Source organism: Nonomuraea muscovyensis (genome assembly GCF_014207745.1).
GTDB lineage: Bacteria > Actinomycetota > Actinomycetes > Streptosporangiales > Streptosporangiaceae > Nonomuraea > Nonomuraea muscovyensis.
On record NZ_JACHJB010000004.1, the window covers coordinates 80,843 to 100,040 of the forward strand.

19 protein-coding genes and 2 pseudogenes are annotated in these 19,198 nt (G+C 62.2%); 7 read left to right on the forward strand and 14 right to left on the reverse strand.

Annotated features, from left to right (window positions below; translation table 11 throughout):
* Positions 1-24: 24 nt before the first annotated feature.
* Both FHU36_RS47000 and FHU36_RS38305 read right to left on the reverse strand, forming a co-directional pair.
* Positions 25-363, reverse strand: a complete 339-nt coding sequence (locus FHU36_RS47000; RefSeq protein WP_376774191.1) for a TrmH family RNA methyltransferase — start codon at positions 361-363, stop codon at positions 25-27.
* Between the two features lie 42 nt (positions 364-405).
* Positions 406-831 (reverse strand): annotated as a pseudogene (locus FHU36_RS38305) (TrmH family RNA methyltransferase); the annotation flags it as partial.
* 49 nt (positions 832-880) lie between these two features.
* Between FHU36_RS38305 and FHU36_RS38310 the strand changes: the two are divergent.
* Together FHU36_RS38310 and FHU36_RS38315 are read left to right on the forward strand one after the other, a co-directional pair.
* Complete coding sequence (locus FHU36_RS38310; RefSeq protein ID WP_246503222.1) at positions 881-2,362, forward strand: recombinase family protein; 1,482 nt, start codon at positions 881-883, stop codon at positions 2,360-2,362.
* A gap of 551 nt (positions 2,363-2,913) precedes the next feature.
* Positions 2,914-6,984: a P-loop NTPase family protein gene (locus tag FHU36_RS38315; RefSeq protein ID WP_185089032.1), complete on the forward strand. Its 4,071-nt coding sequence runs from the start codon at positions 2,914-2,916 to the stop codon at positions 6,982-6,984.
* Positions 6,985-7,659: 675 nt separating this feature from the next.
* Here FHU36_RS38315 and FHU36_RS38320 read toward each other — a convergent pair.
* From FHU36_RS38320 to FHU36_RS38340, 6 genes are read right to left on the reverse strand one after another with little or no spacing between them, the layout of a single operon-like run.
* A complete protein-coding gene (locus tag FHU36_RS38320) occupies positions 7,660-9,870 on the reverse strand; it encodes a P-loop NTPase family protein (protein WP_185089033.1) in 2,211 nt (736 codons plus the stop codon).
* The gene (locus FHU36_RS38325) at positions 9,867-10,223 is read right to left on the reverse strand and encodes a hypothetical protein (RefSeq protein WP_185089034.1); all 357 of its coding nucleotides are present in this window, start codon (positions 10,221-10,223) and stop codon (positions 9,867-9,869) included. Before FHU36_RS38325 ends, FHU36_RS38320 begins: the two co-directional genes overlap by 4 nt.
* Positions 10,224-10,256: 33 nt before the next feature.
* Complete coding sequence (locus tag FHU36_RS38330) at positions 10,257-10,448, reverse strand: hypothetical protein (RefSeq protein WP_221497275.1); 192 nt, start codon at positions 10,446-10,448, stop codon at positions 10,257-10,259.
* 42 nt (positions 10,449-10,490) lie between these two features.
* Complete coding sequence (locus FHU36_RS46035; protein ID WP_281394589.1) at positions 10,491-10,619, reverse strand: hypothetical protein; 129 nt, start codon at positions 10,617-10,619, stop codon at positions 10,491-10,493.
* 7 nt (positions 10,620-10,626) lie between these two features.
* Positions 10,627-10,860 (reverse strand): hypothetical protein, encoded by a 234-nt coding sequence (locus FHU36_RS38335; RefSeq protein ID WP_185089035.1) that lies wholly within the window; start codon positions 10,858-10,860, stop codon positions 10,627-10,629.
* Between the two features lie 58 nt (positions 10,861-10,918).
* The gene (locus FHU36_RS38340; protein ID WP_185089036.1) at positions 10,919-11,134 is read right to left on the reverse strand and encodes a hypothetical protein; all 216 of its coding nucleotides are present in this window, start codon (positions 11,132-11,134) and stop codon (positions 10,919-10,921) included.
* 170 nt (positions 11,135-11,304) lie between these two features.
* Here FHU36_RS38340 and FHU36_RS38345 point away from each other — a divergent pair, with 170 nt between their 5' ends.
* The 3 genes from FHU36_RS38345 to FHU36_RS38355 are packed head-to-tail and all read left to right on the forward strand — an operon-like array spanning position 11,305 to position 12,525.
* Complete coding sequence (locus FHU36_RS38345; protein ID WP_185089037.1) at positions 11,305-11,628, forward strand: hypothetical protein; 324 nt, start codon at positions 11,305-11,307, stop codon at positions 11,626-11,628.
* A gap of 3 nt (positions 11,629-11,631) precedes the next feature.
* Complete coding sequence (locus FHU36_RS38350; protein ID WP_185089038.1) at positions 11,632-12,183, forward strand: hypothetical protein; 552 nt, start codon at positions 11,632-11,634, stop codon at positions 12,181-12,183.
* 24 nt (positions 12,184-12,207) lie between these two features.
* Positions 12,208-12,525, forward strand: a complete 318-nt coding sequence (locus FHU36_RS38355; RefSeq protein WP_185089039.1) for a hypothetical protein — start codon at positions 12,208-12,210, stop codon at positions 12,523-12,525.
* Between the two features lie 326 nt (positions 12,526-12,851).
* On the opposite strand, the gene FHU36_RS38360 is transcribed toward FHU36_RS38355, so the two are convergent.
* The 3 genes from FHU36_RS38360 to FHU36_RS38370 are packed head-to-tail and all read right to left on the reverse strand — an operon-like array spanning position 12,852 to position 13,872.
* Complete coding sequence (locus FHU36_RS38360; RefSeq protein WP_185089040.1) at positions 12,852-13,178, reverse strand: hypothetical protein; 327 nt, start codon at positions 13,176-13,178, stop codon at positions 12,852-12,854.
* A 37-nt stretch (positions 13,179-13,215) separates the two neighbouring features.
* The gene (locus FHU36_RS38365; RefSeq protein ID WP_185089041.1) at positions 13,216-13,566 is read right to left on the reverse strand and encodes a hypothetical protein; all 351 of its coding nucleotides are present in this window, start codon (positions 13,564-13,566) and stop codon (positions 13,216-13,218) included.
* A gap of 6 nt (positions 13,567-13,572) precedes the next feature.
* On the reverse strand, positions 13,573-13,872 hold the full coding sequence (locus FHU36_RS38370) for a hypothetical protein (RefSeq protein WP_185089042.1): 300 nt from the start codon (positions 13,870-13,872) through the stop codon (positions 13,573-13,575).
* Between the two features lie 212 nt (positions 13,873-14,084).
* On the opposite strand from FHU36_RS38370, the gene FHU36_RS38375 reads away from it, so the two are divergent.
* Together FHU36_RS38375 and FHU36_RS38380 are read left to right on the forward strand one after the other, a co-directional pair.
* On the forward strand, positions 14,085-14,540 hold the full coding sequence (locus FHU36_RS38375; protein WP_185089043.1) for a GntR family transcriptional regulator: 456 nt from the start codon (positions 14,085-14,087) through the stop codon (positions 14,538-14,540).
* A 170-nt stretch (positions 14,541-14,710) separates the two neighbouring features.
* Positions 14,711-15,148, forward strand: coding sequence for a hypothetical protein (locus FHU36_RS38380; protein ID WP_185089044.1), 438 nt, complete (start codon positions 14,711-14,713; stop codon positions 15,146-15,148).
* Positions 15,149-15,319: 171 nt separating this feature from the next.
* Here the strand turns inward: FHU36_RS38380 and FHU36_RS38385 are convergent, their stop codons facing one another.
* The 3 genes and pseudogenes from FHU36_RS38385 to fxsT all read right to left on the reverse strand — a co-directional run bounded on the left by FHU36_RS38385 (position 15,320) and on the right by fxsT (position 18,889).
* A complete protein-coding gene (locus FHU36_RS38385; protein WP_185089045.1) occupies positions 15,320-15,724 on the reverse strand; it encodes a hypothetical protein in 405 nt (134 codons plus the stop codon).
* 38 nt (positions 15,725-15,762) lie between these two features.
* Positions 15,763-16,236 (reverse strand): annotated as a pseudogene (locus FHU36_RS38390) (TrmH family RNA methyltransferase); the annotation flags it as partial.
* Positions 16,237-16,300: 64 nt separating this feature from the next.
* On the reverse strand, positions 16,301-18,889 hold the full coding sequence (fxsT, locus tag FHU36_RS38395) for an FxSxx-COOH system tetratricopeptide repeat protein (protein WP_185089046.1): 2,589 nt from the start codon (positions 18,887-18,889) through the stop codon (positions 16,301-16,303).
* Between the last annotated feature and the right edge of the window lie 309 nt (positions 18,890-19,198).

Genomic DNA, 19,198 nt, shown 5'->3' on the forward strand with positions numbered 1-19,198 from the left:
ACAGCCGCGCTCGGCGCGCCACGTTCAAACGTCGCAAACCAAGCGGTGGGGCGGATCGGCCAAGAGGCCCACGACTAGGCCGACGCACCAACCGGACAGGCCAGCGACGACGGCGCCGACCGCTCCGGCGCCGCGATCCGACAGTTTGACGGTATCCATTGGTGTCACGGTCTGATCAGGGGTCAGCGCGAGCATCTGATAGCCCGCCTTCCGGATCTCCTCCAGCCCGGTGAACCAGTAGTCCATCCGCGCGTACGGGATCGAGAACACCGCCCCCATCGACACCTTCACCGCCCGCCGGTACAGCGGATCGGCGCACCGCGGAGACAGGATGATCCATCCACCCCCAGCGCAGCGGCACACCTAAATATGGCGCCAACATTCAGGTCCGCGAGAAGACCTGAACTATTTCCGCATCAGCCCATGGCAGGCGATGGCGGCGGCGGCCACCACGTTGAGCGAGTCGACACCGGCGGCCATCGCGGCCGGGCTCATCGGTATGCAGACCGGCGTGTCGGCCTCGTGCAGCCACCTCGACGACAGCCCGTCGCCCTCCGACCCCAGCAGCAGCGCCACCCGACCAGACAGCTTGACGGCGTCCATCGGTGTCGCGGCCTGATCCGGGGTCAGCGCCAGCGTCTGGAAACCGGCCTCGCGGATCTGCGCGAGGCCCGTGTACCAGTTGTCCATCCGCGCGTACGGGATCGAGAACACCGCACCCATCGACACCTTCACCGACCGCCGGTACAGCGGATCGGCGCACCGGGGCGACAGGATGATCCCGTCCACCCCCAGAGCGGCGGCACACCTGAAGATCGCACCGACGTTTGTAGAGTGCGCTAAAAGACACACTCCCCCACGGCGCACGCAGGTGATGCAGATGCCTCTCAGCCCGCGATCCTCCGACTCCCCCATCATCGCCGTCGGCTACACCCGCGTCTCGACAAAACGTGAAGAGATGATCAGCCCTGAGCTGCAAGAACACGAGCAGGATGTGTACGCGGCCAGGCACGGTATCCGGATCGTCGAGCGCGTCCGGGACCTGGATCTGTCAGGACGCGAGTTCGCCAAGCGGTCCGTGGACTACATCGTCCGTGGGATCCGTGAGGGTCGGTGGAACACCGTGCTCCTGTGGAAGTGGTCGCGGTGGGGGCGCAACCTGCTCCAGTCGCGGCTGTATCTGGCGGAGGTGGAGCAGGCCGGCGGACGCGTCATCGCTGTGACCGAGGACTTCGACACCACGACGAGCGTGGGACGGTTCACTCGCGACCAGATGTTGACGATTGCCGAGTTGCAGTCCGACCAGATGTCGGAGAGCTGGAAAGAGACCCAGGCCCGGCGCCGACGCAACGGCCTGCCGCACACCGGCGCCGCCCGCTTCGGCTACCTCTACGACAGGGCGACCGGATACACCGTCGATCCGGCAACCGCACCGGCTCTGAAGACCTGCTACGAACGGTTCGTAGCAGGTACGGGCATGCGAGCTTTAGCCCTGGAACTCAACGCCAACGGCTACCGCACTCTTCGAGGTGGACTCTTCACCTCCACAGCGCTGGGCCGGCTCATGGACACCGGCTTTGCCGCAGGTCTGATCAGAGAACGCTCGAACCCGCCCAACGACGGAACCAACTCACGCAAGCTCTCGTCCTTCGACGTGTGGCGCCAGGGAGCGCACGAACACATCATCTCGATGGAGCTGTGGGAGACGTACCGCGAGAAGCGCCTCGCCAACGCTCTGAAGGCGCCTCGTCTACGGGTCGTGACGCACACGCTGTCCGGGCTCGTGGTCTGCAAGGCGTGCGGCCTCACGATGATCAGCGCCCGAAACGGCGAACGTCAGTACCACGTCTGGCGCTGCCGAAAGAGGCAGGAGACCAAGTCCTGTCCGGGTGCGGTCGTCAGCAACAAGCGCCTCGAAGCCATGGTGCGCGAGTGGGTCACCACCAACGCCAAGGGCGGCGAGACCGTCGAGGCGGACCCACAGCGCATCCTGGCCGCGCAGAAGGCCACGACTGACGTGAAGGCATGTGAGGCGACCATCAGTCGCCTGAAGGCCAAGCGGAGACGGTTGGCCGATGGGTACGCGGCCGGCGATATCGAGCACGAGGACTACACCGCGCTGAAGGCTGAGATCACGGATCAACTCGACGCGGCGGAGACGGCCCTCAAGACAGCGTGCGCACTGGAGGCAGAGATGGGCACGGATCTCAAGGCCACCTTCACAACGCTCGCGGATCTTTGGGACGACGCCACGGCTCAGGAGCGTCACGAACTTCTGACAAGGGTGATCAAGCGCATCGATATCGAGCCCGGCACGTGGAACAACCCAAACAAGGCAGTCATCGTTCCTCGCTGGGCCTAGAACTCCCTGCTCAAGGACGCAGCGTGGGGACGAGCAGCGCCCGTGGTCCCAACGCTCAGTTGGAGGTTCTCCGCTGGAATGCGCGTAGGAGAGATGGGGTCTGGAATCGTCGGACTTTGGCGGCGTCCTGGGCGATAATGGTTGGATGGGTCTAGGTCGTGTGACGCTCGTCCTGACATGCTTGCTCGTGGCTGGACTTGCCGCAGCCTTCGCGATCATACAGTGGGATCAGGCGAACAAGTTGGCCACCTCGATATCAGCCTTAGGAGCCGTGGCAGCGGTTGGAGTTGCAGTCTGGGCGGCAGTACGACAGCCAGCTACAAGCATCCGCGTATCGAACACGGGCAATGCAGTAGCAGGCTCCAAGGGCAAAGCTGTGAGCGGGCTAGATGGTTCAGCGAAATTGACAGGCGAAGTCATAGTTGAAGGCACTGGCGACGCCGATGCCTCCGATGGCGGGCAGGCTACCAGTGGAAGCAAGTTCAGTTAAATAACCACCATACGGCTCCAGGCGAAAAGGCCGATAATAAACGGTGACAGAGCGACGTAGGATGGCCGTCCGCGACAGCGGCACTGCCACAGCCAGCGCGAGTGGCTTCGCCAACAGCGGAATCTTTGAGGGAGACGTCTACCAGATTCTGCCCCAGCCAGTAGCACGATCGGCTTACTTGCACACGGTGCAGCGCATCGCTCCGGCCAAGCTAATCGATCGCGATACAGAACTGATTGAGCTGACGAGATTTTGTGCCACTACGGATGGATCTCGTTATCTCTATTGGCAGGCACCAGCTTGGGCTGGCAAATCAGCGCTGCTGTCATGGTTTGTAATGCACCCACCCGCCGGGATGCAAATAGCGTCCTTTTTCATAACCGCCCGATTCTCTGGGCAGAGCGACCGCAGAGCATTCATCCGAGTCGTAGCGGAACAGTTGGCTGAAGTAGCTATGCAGCCCATGCCGGTCCTTACTGACGCTACCGAGGAAGCGCATTTCCTGGAGATGCTTAAGCAAGCCGCAGCGGTCTGCCATCAGGAGAGACGACTTTTAATACTCGTAGTCGATGGCCTGGACGAGGATCGAGGAGTCATCCTAGGCCCAGAGGCGCATAGCATCGCAGCATTACTGCCTGCTCAGCTACCTGACAATGTGCGCGTGATAATCGCAGGTCGGCCAGACCCACCAATACCGTCTGATGTACCAGATGATCATCCACTACGCGATATCGGCATTGTAAGGAAGCTAGATGCTTCGCCGCGGGCCCAGGTGATCCGCGCCGACGCTGAGAGGGAATTACGCAGACTGCTGCATGGCACTGTGGCACAGCAAGATCTATTGGGTCTAGTAACAGCGGCTGGTGGCGGACTAAGCAGCCGAGATCTCGCTGAGCTCACCGACCTAGATCCCTGGGAAATCGAAGAACACTTACATACCGTTTCAGGTAGGACCTTCGCCACTCGTGAGAGTTTATGGCGTTCCGAAGTTGTGTATGTGCTTGCACACGAGGAACTACAAAAGACGTCCACCCACTATCTGACCGGCACCAGGCTACAGAATTACCGACAGCGGCTCCACGCATGGGCGGACCGATATCAGCAGGAGAGCTGGCCCGTCGGCACGCCCGAATATCTTCTAGGTGGATACTTCAAGCTCTTAAACGAAGTTGGTGAGCACGACCGCCTGGTGATATACGCCCTCGACCGATCACGGCATAACCGCATGCTAGATGTCACAGGGGGTGACGCCGATGCCCTAAACGAGATAACCACAGTTCAACGCATTGTTGCGTCTCAAGCGTCTCCTGATATGCTCACCTCGCTTCGGCTAGCCGTGGCTCGCCATCATTTGAAAGACCGGAACCAGCATATCCCAGCGAATCTACCAGCAGTATGGGCCAAGCTTGGGTACCTCACACGGGGCGAGGCATTGGCTCGATCGATCACCGATCCCTATCATCAAGCTCAGGCGTTCGGACGCTTGATCCATATTGCGGCTCAAGCCGAAAAGATGGATCAAGCTCGTCAATTCGCTGAACATACCGAACAAATCGCTCGTGCCGTCACTAACGCGCATCAGCAGGCCCAGGCCATGGCTGAATTGGCGATAACCCTAGCCCACGTTCACAGCCTAGACTGGGCCGAGCAGATTGCCTGCGCCATCGCGAATCCGTACCAGCGAGCACAAGCCTTAGCTGATCTCGCGAACGCTGCTGCCGACATCGGGGAGTTAGACTGGTCTGAACGGATTACAGCGTCCATTGCTGACGCTGAGCAACAGGTAAGGGCCCTAATACACCTGGCAAAGGCACAAGCCAAGACTGGGGCAATAGAGCGCGGTTGCCACCTCGCCCGCCGAACTCAGCGAATCGTGGATACTATTTCCGACTCCCATCTGCGAGTACAAGCCTTGAGCGAATTAGCGGAGATAGCGATAGGCGCCGATCAATCAATCTGGGCTCGTGACCTCATCCAGCAAGCAGAGAACATAGTCGATCTTGTGCGTCATGCCGATCAGAAGGTATGGGCCCTGGCATGTCTAGTAAGGGCGTACTGGGAGCTTGGCGATGCGAATCAGGCGTACAGTCTCACAATCGAAGCAGAGAAGACAGCTCGCTTTATACCGCATACCTATGAACAAGTCTGGGCTTTAGCGCATTTAGCGATGGCCATAGTGAAGCTCGGTAGAGTAGACAGAGCTGAAAAGATCTGCCGGAAGATAGCTAACACAAAACAGCAAGCTCAAGTGATGGCTGGCTTGGCGAGCTCTTTAGCCGACGCTGGAGATATCGACGGATCCCTAAAGATCGCTAGATTGATCTCTCAGCCCGAACATAAAATAGACGCACTAGGGCACCTTGCTGAGGTTACAGCTGGCGTAGGGAAAATCGGTATCGCCCGCCACCTCAGTTACGAGGCCGAAGAGATAGCCCGCACTCTCACTAATCCCAAGCAACAAGCACAAGCTCTAGCTTGCCTTGCCGATCTAGCGGCCGATACGGGAGAGATGGATCGAGCTTACCGTCTCAATGACGAAGCGGAGCAGATTGCCCGCACTATAACGAATATTAAACAGCAAGCACATGCGTTGGCCGAATTGGCAGAAGCGGTAGCGGTCAATGGAGAACTGCACCACGCAGAGCTACTTGCCCACACGATTACTAACCCGACCAGAAAGGCTTGGGCCCTAGGCGGCCTAGTGAAAATAGCCGTCGAGAGGGGGGATTTTGCGCGCGCTGAGCAACTCGCTTATGCGATCCGAAATCTGCACTCTCATTACCACGCTGAGGTACTCGCTAACTTAGCGGAGGCGATAGCTAGGGCCGGAGACTTGGATCGCGCCGAGCAGATCTCCCGCACAATCGCTGATTCCGATCAACAAATACGAGCCCTGTGCCTCCTCGCGAGAACGGCAAACGACGCGGAGGACTTCGAGCGCGCTCGCCGCTTCATTGACCAAGGCGAACTGCTACATTGTAACGACACAGATGCACGTGAATGGGACGTGGCCAATCTGGCGGAGACGGCCATCTGCATTGGCGATGTCGAACGCGCGATACGACTCGCCTTTACCATTATCGACGTCGACCGGCAGGCGTGGGTGTTGGGCAACGTTGCAAAGATCGCTTCGGATATCGGGGAATGGGCAGCTGCCGAACAAGTCGCTAGCGCAATCAGTGATACATATCGACAGGCGCGAGCCTTGACTCAAATGTCGAGCGTTGCCATTGAGCAAGGCGAGGCTGATCGAGCCTACGGACTTACTGACCAGGCTGAACAAATCGCACATACCCTCACCTACACATACCAGCAGGCATTAATCCTGGATGAACTAGCAAAGATAGTCGCGAGCATGGGGGACCTGGACCGCGCTGAGCTAATGGCGCGCACCATTCCCGAAGGGCGAGATGGAAGCTTGGCCGACATAGTGCAGATAGCAATTAATCTCGAACACACAGACAGGGCCGAGCAAATCGTCAATACTATTGCCGACCCTCAAGAAAAGTCACGCGCGATATCATTCTTGGCTAAACGGGCAGCACAGCTTGGCGATATTGATGGGGCCGGCCACCTAGCCGACAAGGCTCAGTATGCTGCCGAGGCTATTGCCACGCCATACGCACAGGCTTGGGCTTTAACCGACCTGGCAGAGGTGGCAGCAGATACAGGTGACATGGATCGGACCTACCGTCTGGTTGACAGGGCAGAGCTTGTCGCGAGCACCATCGAGGACACAGATGACCGAGCACGCGCTCTCGCTAGCCTTGCAAAGTCAGTGGCCGAAATTGGAGACCTGGATCGGGCGGAGGAAATTGCCCGCACTGTCGCGGACACGAATCAACAGACATCGGCTCTAGCCGATATAGCAAAGACCGCGGCTAGAATCGGAGACATTCATCGCGCCAAGAAGATTGCCCAAACTATTCCCAACGCGTTCCTCCAGATGCGGGCATTAGTTCATATCACAGAGTATGCTGACCCTATTCACGCACGTCAAATAATCGCGAGTGGACTTGTCGAAGGCTCTTGGTGGTTACCCCTCCGCGCTCTAGCGACGATCGCACCGGACGCTCTAAGCGTATTGACCGATGACTTACTAATAGGTACTCATCCTGCACTTCCGACGTGACCGGCCATAATGGGCTGAAGATCTCTACCTCAACCGAGTTGGGGACAACATCGCAGACCATGACGAAAGGGGCCCGACTAAATCGTTCAGCCGGGCCCCTGATACTTATTTGATCTGCTCCTCACCACGTCGGGCGTGGCGACGTTGTTCGATATTGGCCAGCACATAGGCGGCTGCTTTCCAGAATTCTTCCCAGCAATGCGCCTCGCTGAGGGTCTCGTCTGGTTGACGCAGGTCAGGGCTTTGCGTTGGGCCTCACCCCCTTTCGGCCAATGACAGGGTCACCGCGTGCCGTCGCGGTGCAGATCGCGCGCTTGGTTCCAGAGGCGGCGACCGATACGGAGACGTAGGCCAGAGCCGTTGCAGCGAGGGCAGAAGCGCCAGCCTCGACCGATCAGATGGGCGACACGACCGGCGCCTCGGCACCGGCTGCACTCGCGGAATGGTCGGGTGCAGCACGCGCATGCGTAACTGAGTGCGATCAGGATGGGTAGGGCGATTGCTGCGGCGGCAGCAAGCATGTGTGGGGGCATGAAACCACCTCCTCGGGTTGATTTCAGGTAGCTGGCCGATTGGGCTGCTACCTGCCACAAGGCTGGTCAGTGGGCATCTTCGGGTGCTAGCGGAGGTGCTTCCGGAAGCAGTCGGGACTGCTTCCGGAAGCACCCGTGAGCGCTAGTCGGTGGGCAGGTTTCGGTCACGTTCCGCGATGGCTTGGGCGAGGCTGGACCGGCGGATGCCACGGCGGGTGTACTTCTTGCCGTTGATGCGCCGGCCGATGTCGCCCACCTTGACCCCGTGGGGCTTCAAGGCGCTGGTGAGCTGCTCGGACTGCCAGCCGCCGTACACCTCAGGCCGAAGTTCGGCGAGTCTCGCGCACAGGGCTTCGTTCCACGCCTTGTCCTGCCCCGCCGGCCACACTCGCGCAAGGTCGGCGAGCAGGTCATAGGCTGGTGCGTCCGCTCGGGTCTGTTCATCTGGGGCGGGCATGGTGCCCGCCTTGACACGCAGTTCGATCGCTCGCGCGATCACGTGCTTGGCCTGGTCGGTATCGACCTCGAAGCCGCGCCGCGCACCGGGCTTGCCCAAGCCGACCACGATGCCCCAACCTGCTTCGGCCACCGGCTCGAACACGGTCGCGCGGTAGCCCATGCGGTACATGGACGTGCCAAGGATCATGTCGTTGGCAACCTGGTCGGCCACCGACATGCACATGCGGGTGTTGACGTTGCGCGTGATCCCGGTGGGCAGGCTGTCCTTGTCGGGGATCTGCGTGTCGATCAGCAGAATCACGCCCAACGCGCGACCTAGCTTGATCACCTTTTCGCAGATCTCCCCGGCTTCTTTGCCGTGCGTCTTGTCCTGGAACAGCTCTTGCGCCTCGCTCAGGAACACGACCAACGGATGCAGCCCTGATCCCTTGAGCGATGCCAACTCCGCCGTGACCTTGTTCTCCGGAGCCTTGCCCAGCTCGTGGTAGTGGCTGATGCGAGCGGCACGCCGCTCGCACTCGGCGTACAGCCACTTGACCAGAGCGGCGGCACGGCCGATGACCTGGTCACTGCTGCCGTTGCCGTACTCGCTACACACCGGCTCCACGATTTTGAAGTCGCCGACGCCCTTGAACTCATATCCCCGCAGCTCCACGCGAGGATCAAGGGATGCGGCGAGCACCAGCAGGCGCATCAGGAACGTCTTGCCGCTGCCGGGCTGCCCGCCGATGAGCCAGTTGCGATACATCAACTCCGCGTTGATGAACTCCATGCGGGGCGTGGTGGCGAACAGGAAGGGCTGGAAGACGTCCACGCTTCCCGCCCGCAGCAGCGGCCACTCCGGTTGCTTCATCTTGCTGGCGGGCTCGTATCCGACCCACAGCGCCAAGCGTCCCGGATGGCCGCTGGCGGGCTCTGGCCAGACCTGATCCAGCGGGAGCCGCAACGCCGAAGCCAACCGGCCGCGCCGGGCCACGACATCGGCGGCTTCCACACCGAACGGCAGGTCAATGATGGCCAGATGTCCGGGGCCGTCGCGGTGGATGTCGCGGGGGAAGCTGATCGCGTGCTGATCCTTGGCTACCGCCTGATTGATCGCTTGGATACCGATGCTGAGCAGGCCACGCCGTACCAGCTCAGCAGTGAGCTTGCGATAGCGCGGGCCCTGACTGACCCGATCGGTGATCGGCTTGTCCGCCGGACGCCCGGCACGCGCCAGCACGAGCAACAGCATCCCGAGGGCTGCCAGCCTCGCCCCATCGGGCACGCTGACGTCCATGGCGATCGCGACGGGCACCGTGGCGCCGATCACGATGGCGGCCATGATGAGCACCGACCAGCGCCACCGGGACTGGCGCTCGCGCTGCTTGTCCAGCTTGAGCCACGTCATCGGGTCGTTGCGGTCGGCGGCAGCCTGCCTCAGAGCCCAATTGCCCTCTTCGGCGCTGGCCCAGCGCAGCACACGCCCGATGCCGGCGAACAAGCCGACCGGCGCGTACAGCAGCGTCTTGGCCGCGTACTTGGGAAGCCGGACCACGTGGTAGCCGACCACGTAGCCGACGTCCTTGACCCACCAGGTGACCATGGCGCGGATGCCCCGACCGGTGCGCGCCCACAGGGGAAGGATGGGGGCGCGCCCCTGACCGGTCCGCGACCGGTCAGGGGGTACGCCGTCGTCGGGCGGGTCCACAGCAGGACCGAGCACCGGGGCAGCCACCAGGACGGATTCCCGATCAAAGAACGGGTCGTCTTGGCTCTCGTGGTCGTCTCCCTCCCTCGTGTCCTGGCTGGCCTGGTCGGACTCGGAAGATTGGTCGGTCCAGGCGAAGGACGCCAGCGGGAACAAGCCGGGCCGGCGGGGAGAGTCGTCCTGGTTGGACGCAGACCCCGTCATGAGCCGTCGCCCCTGACGGGATGACCATGCGTGGGCTGTTGTTCCTGCGCGGTCAGCTCGTCGCGGAGGTAGTACAGCGGGTCGGGCTCGCCGTCGCGGTGGGCGCTCAGAGTGGCGTGTGCGGCGGCCAAGAGGTTCGCTCGGCTGAGCCGGGTCCTGCGGATCTCGGCGCGAAGGCGGGTGATCTCGTTGACCAGGGCCGGACCGTCGTCCAGTGCGGCGGTGATGTGCCGCCACATGTCGTGCAGCGCCGATGCGGATCGGGCGAACGTGGTGAGGAGCTGTCGGGCGGTGCGGTTGCGGTTGTTGACCTCCTGAAGGTCAGGGTCGGCGTAGGGGTGGCGGTTGGGCACTAGGGCATCACTTCCCTTCGGTCGGTGAGCAGGTCAGGAGCCGGTGAGCCAGGACAGGGCAGCCGCCAGCGCACGGCGGATGTCAGGGGCCAGGGCGGTTGCGGCCAGTAGGAAGCCGAACAGCACGCATACGACGGCGTGCCAGACGCGCAACTTGAGGAACCGCATGGCCAGCACCACGAGCACGCCGGCTAGCACCACCAGCGGAAACGTGACCTTCATCATCAGGGCGTCACCTCCCTTCCACGTGTCGAGATTGGTGTGTGACTAGATGCCGTCGTGGCGAGCCTTCCGGCGCTGCCAGCGGGCACGGGCGCGGCACTTGTGGCAGCGCTTGCTGCCGTGCTCCAGCAGGGCGCCGCACAGGCACCGACGGTTCAGAGGGAAGCTGCGCAACAGGTGATCACCTCCTGACCTTGTGCCGGTTCGGGGACTTCGAGGCGTCATCGGGCCGGCGGGCGTGCATACCGAGCACGCGACGAGTGACGCGTTCGCCCCATGTGTGTGGGTGGTCGGACAGGTTCATCCGGCGGTCGTCGGCGCGGACGCCGTAGACGAGAACCACGAACAGCAGCAGCACAGCGAGGGCTGCCAGAAGCATGAGGATGAAGACCAGCAGTGGGAGGTCCACCGTCACGCTTCCCTACGGGCGTCGGCCTGGTGACCGTTGATGTGGATGTTGGGCATCATTCGGATCACTTCCTTCCGAGTCGCGTGCCGGAGAGCAGTGGAGCGCCCGGGGAGTTCTCCAGGAAATCGGCCACGACATGAAGCGCAATGATCAACAGAAGGAGCGCCGTTGCGCCCATCTGACCCGGAAAGAGCCCATCGGCGAAGTTGTCGAGGAACTCCGCGACGGTGCGGACGCCGGTGATCAAGCGCGGGTCGTGGTGTGCGGTGGAACTCAGCATCCTGATCACCTCCATTCCGCATCCGGGCTGTAGCAGCCGTTTGTCCTGATCGAGCACCCGTGTAGGGGGTGCTACACGAAGGACCGTACAGGCCCCCCTGCACGACCGTCAAGGGCCCCCTGCACGAGTCTGTCTAGCCCCCCCTTGACGAAGCGCGTACTCTGGCGTCCATGACGAAGGAAGGCGTGAGCGAGGCGGTTGCCACCGCACTTGCAGACCTCGAACACGCTTTTGATGCGGCAGTTACAGCGATAAATGCGGAATCTGACCACAACGTCGCCTATAGCGGGGCGACGGAATTGGTGGAAACGCTACGGCGACTGTTCGAGGCTTCGGCAGATCAGCGGGCACGGTCGGCGGCGCGAATTTTCGACCAAGAACGTATGTCGCTGGCGGGGCTGGCCGATCGAATCGGTGTATCCAAAGCCCGCGCGGCTCAACTCATAAAAACAGCGAAGGATGCCGATCAGCGTGTAGGCGAGGACGGAGGGTAATAGGTGAGCGATCCGACAGAAGTGATCGTGGAGGTCTGGCCAGTCTCGGCCGATGACGTTGGACTATGGCTTATCAGTGGTGCTGACGCCTGGCGCTCGGAGGCCATCCGCCAGGACAGCGATCCTCATTCGGCCGTCGAAGCTGTCCTGGAGAGGAACGGGGCACTAGAGGGTGTCAAGCTTCTGCATTCCACCTCATGGAGAGCGGATCAGACAGTCGTCATCCTCACCTATGTGGCTGTAATCGGCTGCAAGGCATTCGTACGCGACCGATGGCAAGAAGCCGCGCCGATCAATCCAGCCCTTCCGGATGCCGTAGGCAAGCCGATCGAGGTAGACGCGGCAGAAGCACCCATTCCGCGCTACATCGACGTTCTCATGCACGGGTTGCGCCACTTGCAGTTCCTCCTGCAAACCGACTCATCGGCTCGCTCCGCACTCTGCGGGAAATGGCCCGAACATCTCGCAGTATTCCGGCCGGCACTCGCCGGGATGTACGACTTCGAGCGCGGGGAGGAACCAATCACCCTGCCCGAAGGACAAAGCGCCCGCTGACCACACATCGGAACAGGAGATGAAGTGCCCGAAGAATCGCTAGACCGTCTGCACTCGCAGCAGCGAGCAGCCAAAGTTCTGGAGACGCTTCTAGCGCGCATCGCGAACGAAGGTCTTCCGATTATCACCTGGACTATCTCAAGCGATGCCTCTCAGGCCATCCTTACCGGAACCTGCGATGCGGAAAGCGCCGACCAAAGACGCAGCGATTTCGAGGCATGGCGCGAGGCACTGGCCGCTACGGAAGTATCCGATGTATCGGAGGGCGGAAGTACACGCTTGCGCGCATCCGTGACGGACGACTACGAGGACCTGATAATCGCGCTAATCGCGGAGGCTTGAGAACATAAAGAGGGTGGGACGGCCGAAGCCGTCCCACCCTCTTTCTCTTTGCAGAGCTCCTAAGTGACTGCGCAGCTTGCACACACCACACAGGCTGCGGGGCTTGGCTTCCAGGCTAGAGGTAGCTTTGCGCGCCCTGCGGCGATTGCGACTATGAGCCCGCATAACGCTGTGCCGTTCCAGCAACCGAAAGTTGGCATAGCTCCTCTGGGGCAAGGTACAGCATGTTGGATCACGCTGCTTCCCAGCGTCCCTACTGCAAAACGCGGACGCACTAACGCCTGCGTCAGTTCGTCGCAAAACAGGGGGATGGAGTTATGCATCGGTCATCCATTCTGTGCGGCGTTGATCAGTTGAGCGGCACGCGCCTTAGAGATTCCAAGCGCCTGACCGAGGGCTTGCATGGAAAGCCCTTCGTCCTCACGGATTCGCGCCGCGAGCTTTGCGCGGGTGAGTGCCGCGTCATCGGCCATCTCGCGCAGAGCGTCAGCCAAGGTGGTTGCTCTAGCGAATGCCGATTTGGGATCTGATGCATTCTGCAGCGCATTGCTGATCTGATCGTAGAGGATCCCGAGGATTTGAAGGGAATCGGTCGCGTCTACTTGCTCCTGTGCGTCGGATTTCCTGTGTGCAATCATCTCGGCTACTGCCATTCCTCCACCTCGTAGATTCCGTACCAGCGGGCACGCCTCAGATCTCCCATGGCGGCTTGGTGGTGGCGTAGTCCATCCACAAAGGAGGACCATAGTTCTCTCGAATCAACAGGTCGTCGTTCTTATCGACGCCCACTATGAGGGTTGCTGCTCCGGCAGCATCGAACTTGCATGTGAACCAGACCTCTGCGCGGCGCATCGAGCAAGGACGCCAATCGAGGCCCTTCGCTACTACATGAGTGATCTGCCCCCATATCCGGTATGGCGTTTCTGAACTATTCGGATCGGCCGGAGCGATGGCGAATGGGTTGTCGTCGGTGGGATCGAATGCAAGGAAATCGCCGACGGTAAGAAGCTCCGCGCGTAAGACATGCTCGCTGGTAGTCATTCCCCTTCACCTGTCCCGCTCTTGGCGTTTGAGGTTTTCCAGCCGCATGGATACTCTGCGAGCCGCTGTCAACGGGTCGTCGGAAGGGCAGTATGCGTAGACACGCCTTCTGGCAACCTTCGTCAGCCGCCCGCTCCACCAACTGAAATAGGTTCCATCGGTCCACACCACTAAGTTGGTGTAGACCGATACGAGGGCGACATGCTCATTTCCGTTGACGTCTGCTTCCACGCCCATTTCTGAAAGCGCGTACGCGAGCCATGTCGCGGCTTGTTCGGCGGTCTTCGGCTTGGTGCCGGGGTTCATCGGAGGGAGCGTCACGCCGACCGCCTACCTTCGCACCGTGGCCGCTCTGAGGGCTGATCAGGCATCAGGGTCATGCAGGGTCAATCTCCCGTCTTGCAGTCTGATGGAGTCCTGCGGTGAAAACCATCGGATAGCAGGGTTTCCCCAGGTTACGTCTAGGGGCTCATGGCCACAAGGCCCATGGCAACATGGCCACATGACACTGATGTGCTGTGATCGACTACAGCTCCGGCGTGCCGCTGAATCGGCAGGTAGCCAACGCGATTCGGGCCGATATCACAGCCGGCCGCTACCGCCCCGGAGTTTGGTTGCCCTCGGAGACGCAGCTAGCTCAGATGTACGACGTGGGCAGGGACACCGTCCGGGATGCTCTGGCACTGCTGCGCGCGGAGGGGCGTATCACGACGGTCCGCAAGCGGGGCTCACTCGTGGTCGGTGAGCCGGATCGAGAGTCCTACCAGGTCCCTCCGGGGGCACGGGTGATAACACGCATGCCTACGCCTGATGAACGCCGTGACCTGGCGACGTCTGAGGAGCTGAGAGAGTTCGGCGGCATCCCGGAGGGCGTGCCGGTCTTCGAGGTCACGCCAGGCCCTCGCAAGCACAAAAGGGTTCTTCGCGGGGATCGCGTCGAACTGGCCTTCAAGGAGGCAGAGCCCGCCGACTGACGCAACGCCGCCCGGCGACCAGATCCCGATCGCGTACTCGGGCCTGTGCAAGCAGCCGGTCAGGGACGTGGCGGCGTGGAGATGCTGGCCGACATATCAGAATGGGCACGGTTGGTGACCCGCATGCGTGCCACAGAGATGACCCAAGGACAACTCAGGACGATTGCGTCATGAGCATCCCCACCTGGCTCGAATACGCGAACGCCTTCGGCACCCTGGCCGCAGCAGGTTTCGCTGCTTGGACGATCAGGCAGTCCACCCAAAGTACGGACGAGAATCAGAGGGCCCTCGTTCGTGAGCGGCGGGTCGAGTTCGAGCTTGACGTGCTCGCCGATCTCGTAGAGCTGAACTCCCAATCATCCAGCGTCGTAACGCGTGATGAGCGCATGCGAGCACGGGCCGCAGTACTCGGCATCGATGTAATCCCCTTCACCCGCGCTGCGCTCAGCCTCGAAAGCACGCCGGAGGCCATCGGACGTGTAGCCAAGCGCGATCCCGAACGTCGAGACAGCCGACAGAGCAGTATCGAGTTTTGGGGGCTGGACATCATGGAGGAGCTCTTGAGCGCGATCCATGCGCGACTGGAAGAGCGACCTTCAAGGCCCTGAGCTGCACCTAAACGGCACTATCGCTTGCGAGGCAAGAGGCATTCGCCATCCGGCGCCCTATGGTGCTTGTACCACCCCTACACAAGGAGGATGGATGCTCCCTGGATGCGGCAACTGTGACTGCTTCATGGTCGAAGTGGGATCCATGGTGGTCGGGCACGGAGACAACTACTAGGACCCGATGAACGCGGCGGTGCGGTTCAACGCGCCGCCGCGTTCTGCTGTAGGTGTGCTGGTAGAGGTCATGCCGAGCCTGTGCCCTTGCGCACGCCCCCCCTTCCAGACCCACAAGACCATCCGATCCTCGGAGCGCTGATAGGGCGTCAACTGCACCCGCTCCACGTCTGGCCACGCCGAGATGCGCGCGGCCATCCGCGACACTTTGCGCCACCTGCCGACGATGTGACTGGTCGTGAGCCTTTCACCGGTCCGCGAGAAGACCTGAACGGCGTAGACCCGTGGATCCGGCACAGGGCCGTGCCCCAGTCTCCGAATAATCATGATGGCGACACAGACCGCGACCAGGCCCACGAGAGACGCCACGACAAGCAGCACGAACAGGTCATGCGGAGTCATGTCGGCAGGCTAGTGGCCGAGGAGTGCCGTGTACCCAGCTAGAACCGGCCGCTATTCCTCATCAAGCCGTGGCAGGCGATCGCCGCAGCGGCAACCACGTTGAGCGAGTCCACCCCCGCCTCCATCGCCCGGGAGCTCATCGGGATGCACACCGCCTCGTCCGCCTCCTCCAGCCACCGCGACGACAACCCGTCACCCTCCGACCCGAGCAGCAACGCCACCCGCTCCGTCATCTTCACCTCGTCAAGCGAGGTGACCGACTGCTCAGGGGTCAGGGCGAGCGTCTGGTAACCCGCCTTCCGAATCTCCTCCAGCCCCGTGAACCAGTCGTCCATCCGCGCGTACGGGATCGAGAACACCGCCCCCATCGACACCTTCACCGCACGCCGATACAACGGATCAGCGCATCGCGGAGACAGGATGACCCCGTCCACCCCCAACGCCGCAGCACATCTAAATATGGCGCCGATGTTGCTGTGATCAACAAGATCCTCAAGAACCAGAATCCGCCGAGGGTGTTGTTTCGCGACCTCCACATTCATGCAGGCGTCTTTCCTGCGATCCCTGTACTCCCGACTACATCCGAGTACGTTCCGACCAGTAGAGGAGGTCGTGTCGGTTGGCCAAGCTGGACGAATGCTCGACGCCTAGAACGCGCTCCCGAACGGGAAGCAGGGCGGCAAACTGGTCTCGAGCAGCCGCCGCATCCCCCGCCTCCCCCGTCCAACGCGCGAGTTGGTGCCGGGTAGCTAGGGTATGGCGGTGCTCGGCGCCTAAGATGCGTTCGTACGGGAAAAGCAGCGCGGCGAACTGATCACGAGCACTAGCCGCATCCCCCGCCTCCCCTGTCCAGTAAGCGAGATTGTGCCGAGTGACGAGCGTGGACGGATGCTCAGCGCCCAGGACGCGCTCGCGTATGGGGAGCAGCTCAGTCAGCTGGTCGCGCGCCGCGGTTGCGTCACCCGCCTGTCCCGTCCAGCGGGCGAGGTTGTGCCGGGTGGCCAGGGTGGACGGGTGCTCTGCGCCTAGGACGCGCTCACGTATAGGGAGAAGGGCGGCGAACTGATCTCGCGCCGCGGTTGCGTCGCCTGCCTGCCCCGTCCAGCGGGCGAGTTGGCTTCTAGTGATCAACGTTTCGGGGTGCTCCACTCCTAACAGGCGCTCACGTACGGGGAGCAGGGCGATGAACTGGTCGCGAGCGGCGATTGAATTCCCGGCTTGTCCAGTCCAGTGGGCGAGCTGGCTTCGAGTGGCCAGGGTGTTGGGCTGTTCTGTTCCTAGAACCCGCTCGCGTACAGGGAGAAGGGCGGCGTACTGGTCACGAGCGCCGGCAGTGTCCCCGGCCTCGCCCGTCCAATGAGCGAGGTCATGCCGGGCGGTCAAGGTTTCCGTGTGCTCGGTGCCCAGGACACGTTCGGCTACAGGAAGCAGGGCGGTGAGTTGGTCACGGGCGGCGACGGGGTTCCCCGCCTGCCCCGTCCAGCGAGCGAGAGCGCATCGGACAGACAGAATGTGTGGGTGTTCTAAGCCAAGGCTTGTGACCTCGCTGTCATGTATCTGCTGGCACAGAGCCTTCGCGGTGCGGTAGTCCCCGCTGAAGCCGAGGAACTGCGTAATGGCAGAGAGGGCCGGTGAGCTGAGGGGCAGGACGGCACTAGCGTGCGGCAGAAGTTGGGCGAACCGTAGCCATGTGCCCGGCTCGTCCGGCCTTTCGGGCAAGGCGCCTGCGAGAATAGCGGCTGCGGCGCGCCGCCAGATGTCGCGCCGGCCCGGGGTGAGTTGATCAAGAGTGACAGCCTGGACCAGGCGGTGCACCGACACTGTTCCGCCAACCGGTCGGCTGATGAGGCAGTAGCGGCGCAGTGCAGTGACCGCGGCGTTTATCGCCAGGTCGCCGTATGGCAATGCGAGCGGCTCGCCAATGCCATCGCTACCGCTGGCGAGCAGGCCTTGGAGGGACTGGCCGATCGGCGCGAGCAACAGCCGGTAGGGGATAGCCTCCGGCGCGTAGCAGGCCAGCAACCGCAGTAGCGCGATCGCCTGCGGGCTGGCCTCGGCCAAGCGGTCAAAGGCCAGCTTCCAGGTAGAGGCGACCCGCTGCTCATAACCCCATGCTTGTCCCTGGTCGAGCAGATCGGCGCGCCTGTCACGCAGCAAGCCCAAGTAATCGGCCAGCGTGGTGCCCGAGTCGGAGATGTAGGCACCAGCCTGTTCAAGTGCCAGTGGTAGCGCACCCAACTCATCGACCACGGCCGCAGCAGCAACCTCGTCATGCTGGCCACTGCGATCGAGTAGGAAAGCCGCGGCCGGCGCTGCCTCCAACATCGACAGTTCCATGCCGTGTCTCGGAGGCCAACGGCCGGAACGGCTGGTGATCAGGACGTGTCCGTTGCCGGCGGGTGGGAGGAAGGCTCGCAGAGCTTCGGCGTCGGGGGCATTGTCGAAGATGAGCAGCCACCAGCCGGGACGAGCGGCCAGCGCGGCATGGACCTGGCGCACCGGATCGGCCGTCTCGCCAGGCGGGCGCAGCCCGAGTAGCGCGGCCAGATCGGCGAACGCAGCCGACAACACTGCCTCATCCTCCGCGGCCACCTGCCATACCAGCTCATAGGCGCACTGGTAGCGGTGGCCGTACTCGACGACCAGGCTGGTCTTGCCGACCCCGCCCAACCCGTGTACAGCGACCAGACACGGTAGAGCCTCGGCAGCCGACAACTGCTCGTAGAGCTCAGCTAGGACCTCTTCACGACCGGCTAACTGCGGTGGGCGCGGAGCCAGCCGGACCGGGCGGGTATCCACCGGCTTCCGCGGTGGCAAATGCACGTCTCCTACCGCGCCTACGAAGCCGCCGGTAATCGCAATGGCTTTGTCGCCGGTCATCGGCGGAACTGTCACCGAGCCGACAACGGCGATGGACTGAGCGCCTTCGGCATGCACACTGCCGGAACCACTGACCCGAGCCGACACGCCTACTTGGCCTATGATCTTGCCACCAGGCGAATGGCCGCCGACCGCTGGCGAGCCTGCCTCTGAGGGTGATACCGACGGCGGGGCATCTGGAGAAGGCCCAGAAGCGCGTAACTGCATCCACAACGCTGCGCCGCCTAGCAACGCACCGACCGCCATGCTGACCACACTGGCCCGCTTGTCCAGCACGTCCAGCACCTCAGGCGGAAGGTGCAGGGGGTCGGCGAAGAAGAACCCGACTAACCCGGCCCCCACTGAGCCCAGGGATAGCGCCGCCCCAGCCCGCGCTAACGTATGCCGCCAGCTGCGCCGTACCGGCGCGCCCTCAGGAGTCCTTTCCGGGAAAGAAGCCGTCACCATTCCAGCGTGCCGCCGAAGCTAGCCGTTGCCCAGGACCTATCGCGAAGCCGCTATTCGTGCCGCAGTCCGCGCCATGGACTCATGAGCGCGTATTACCCACCCAGTCCGTCCTCACCAACACATCCGCACGGCTTTCAGAGTCATATA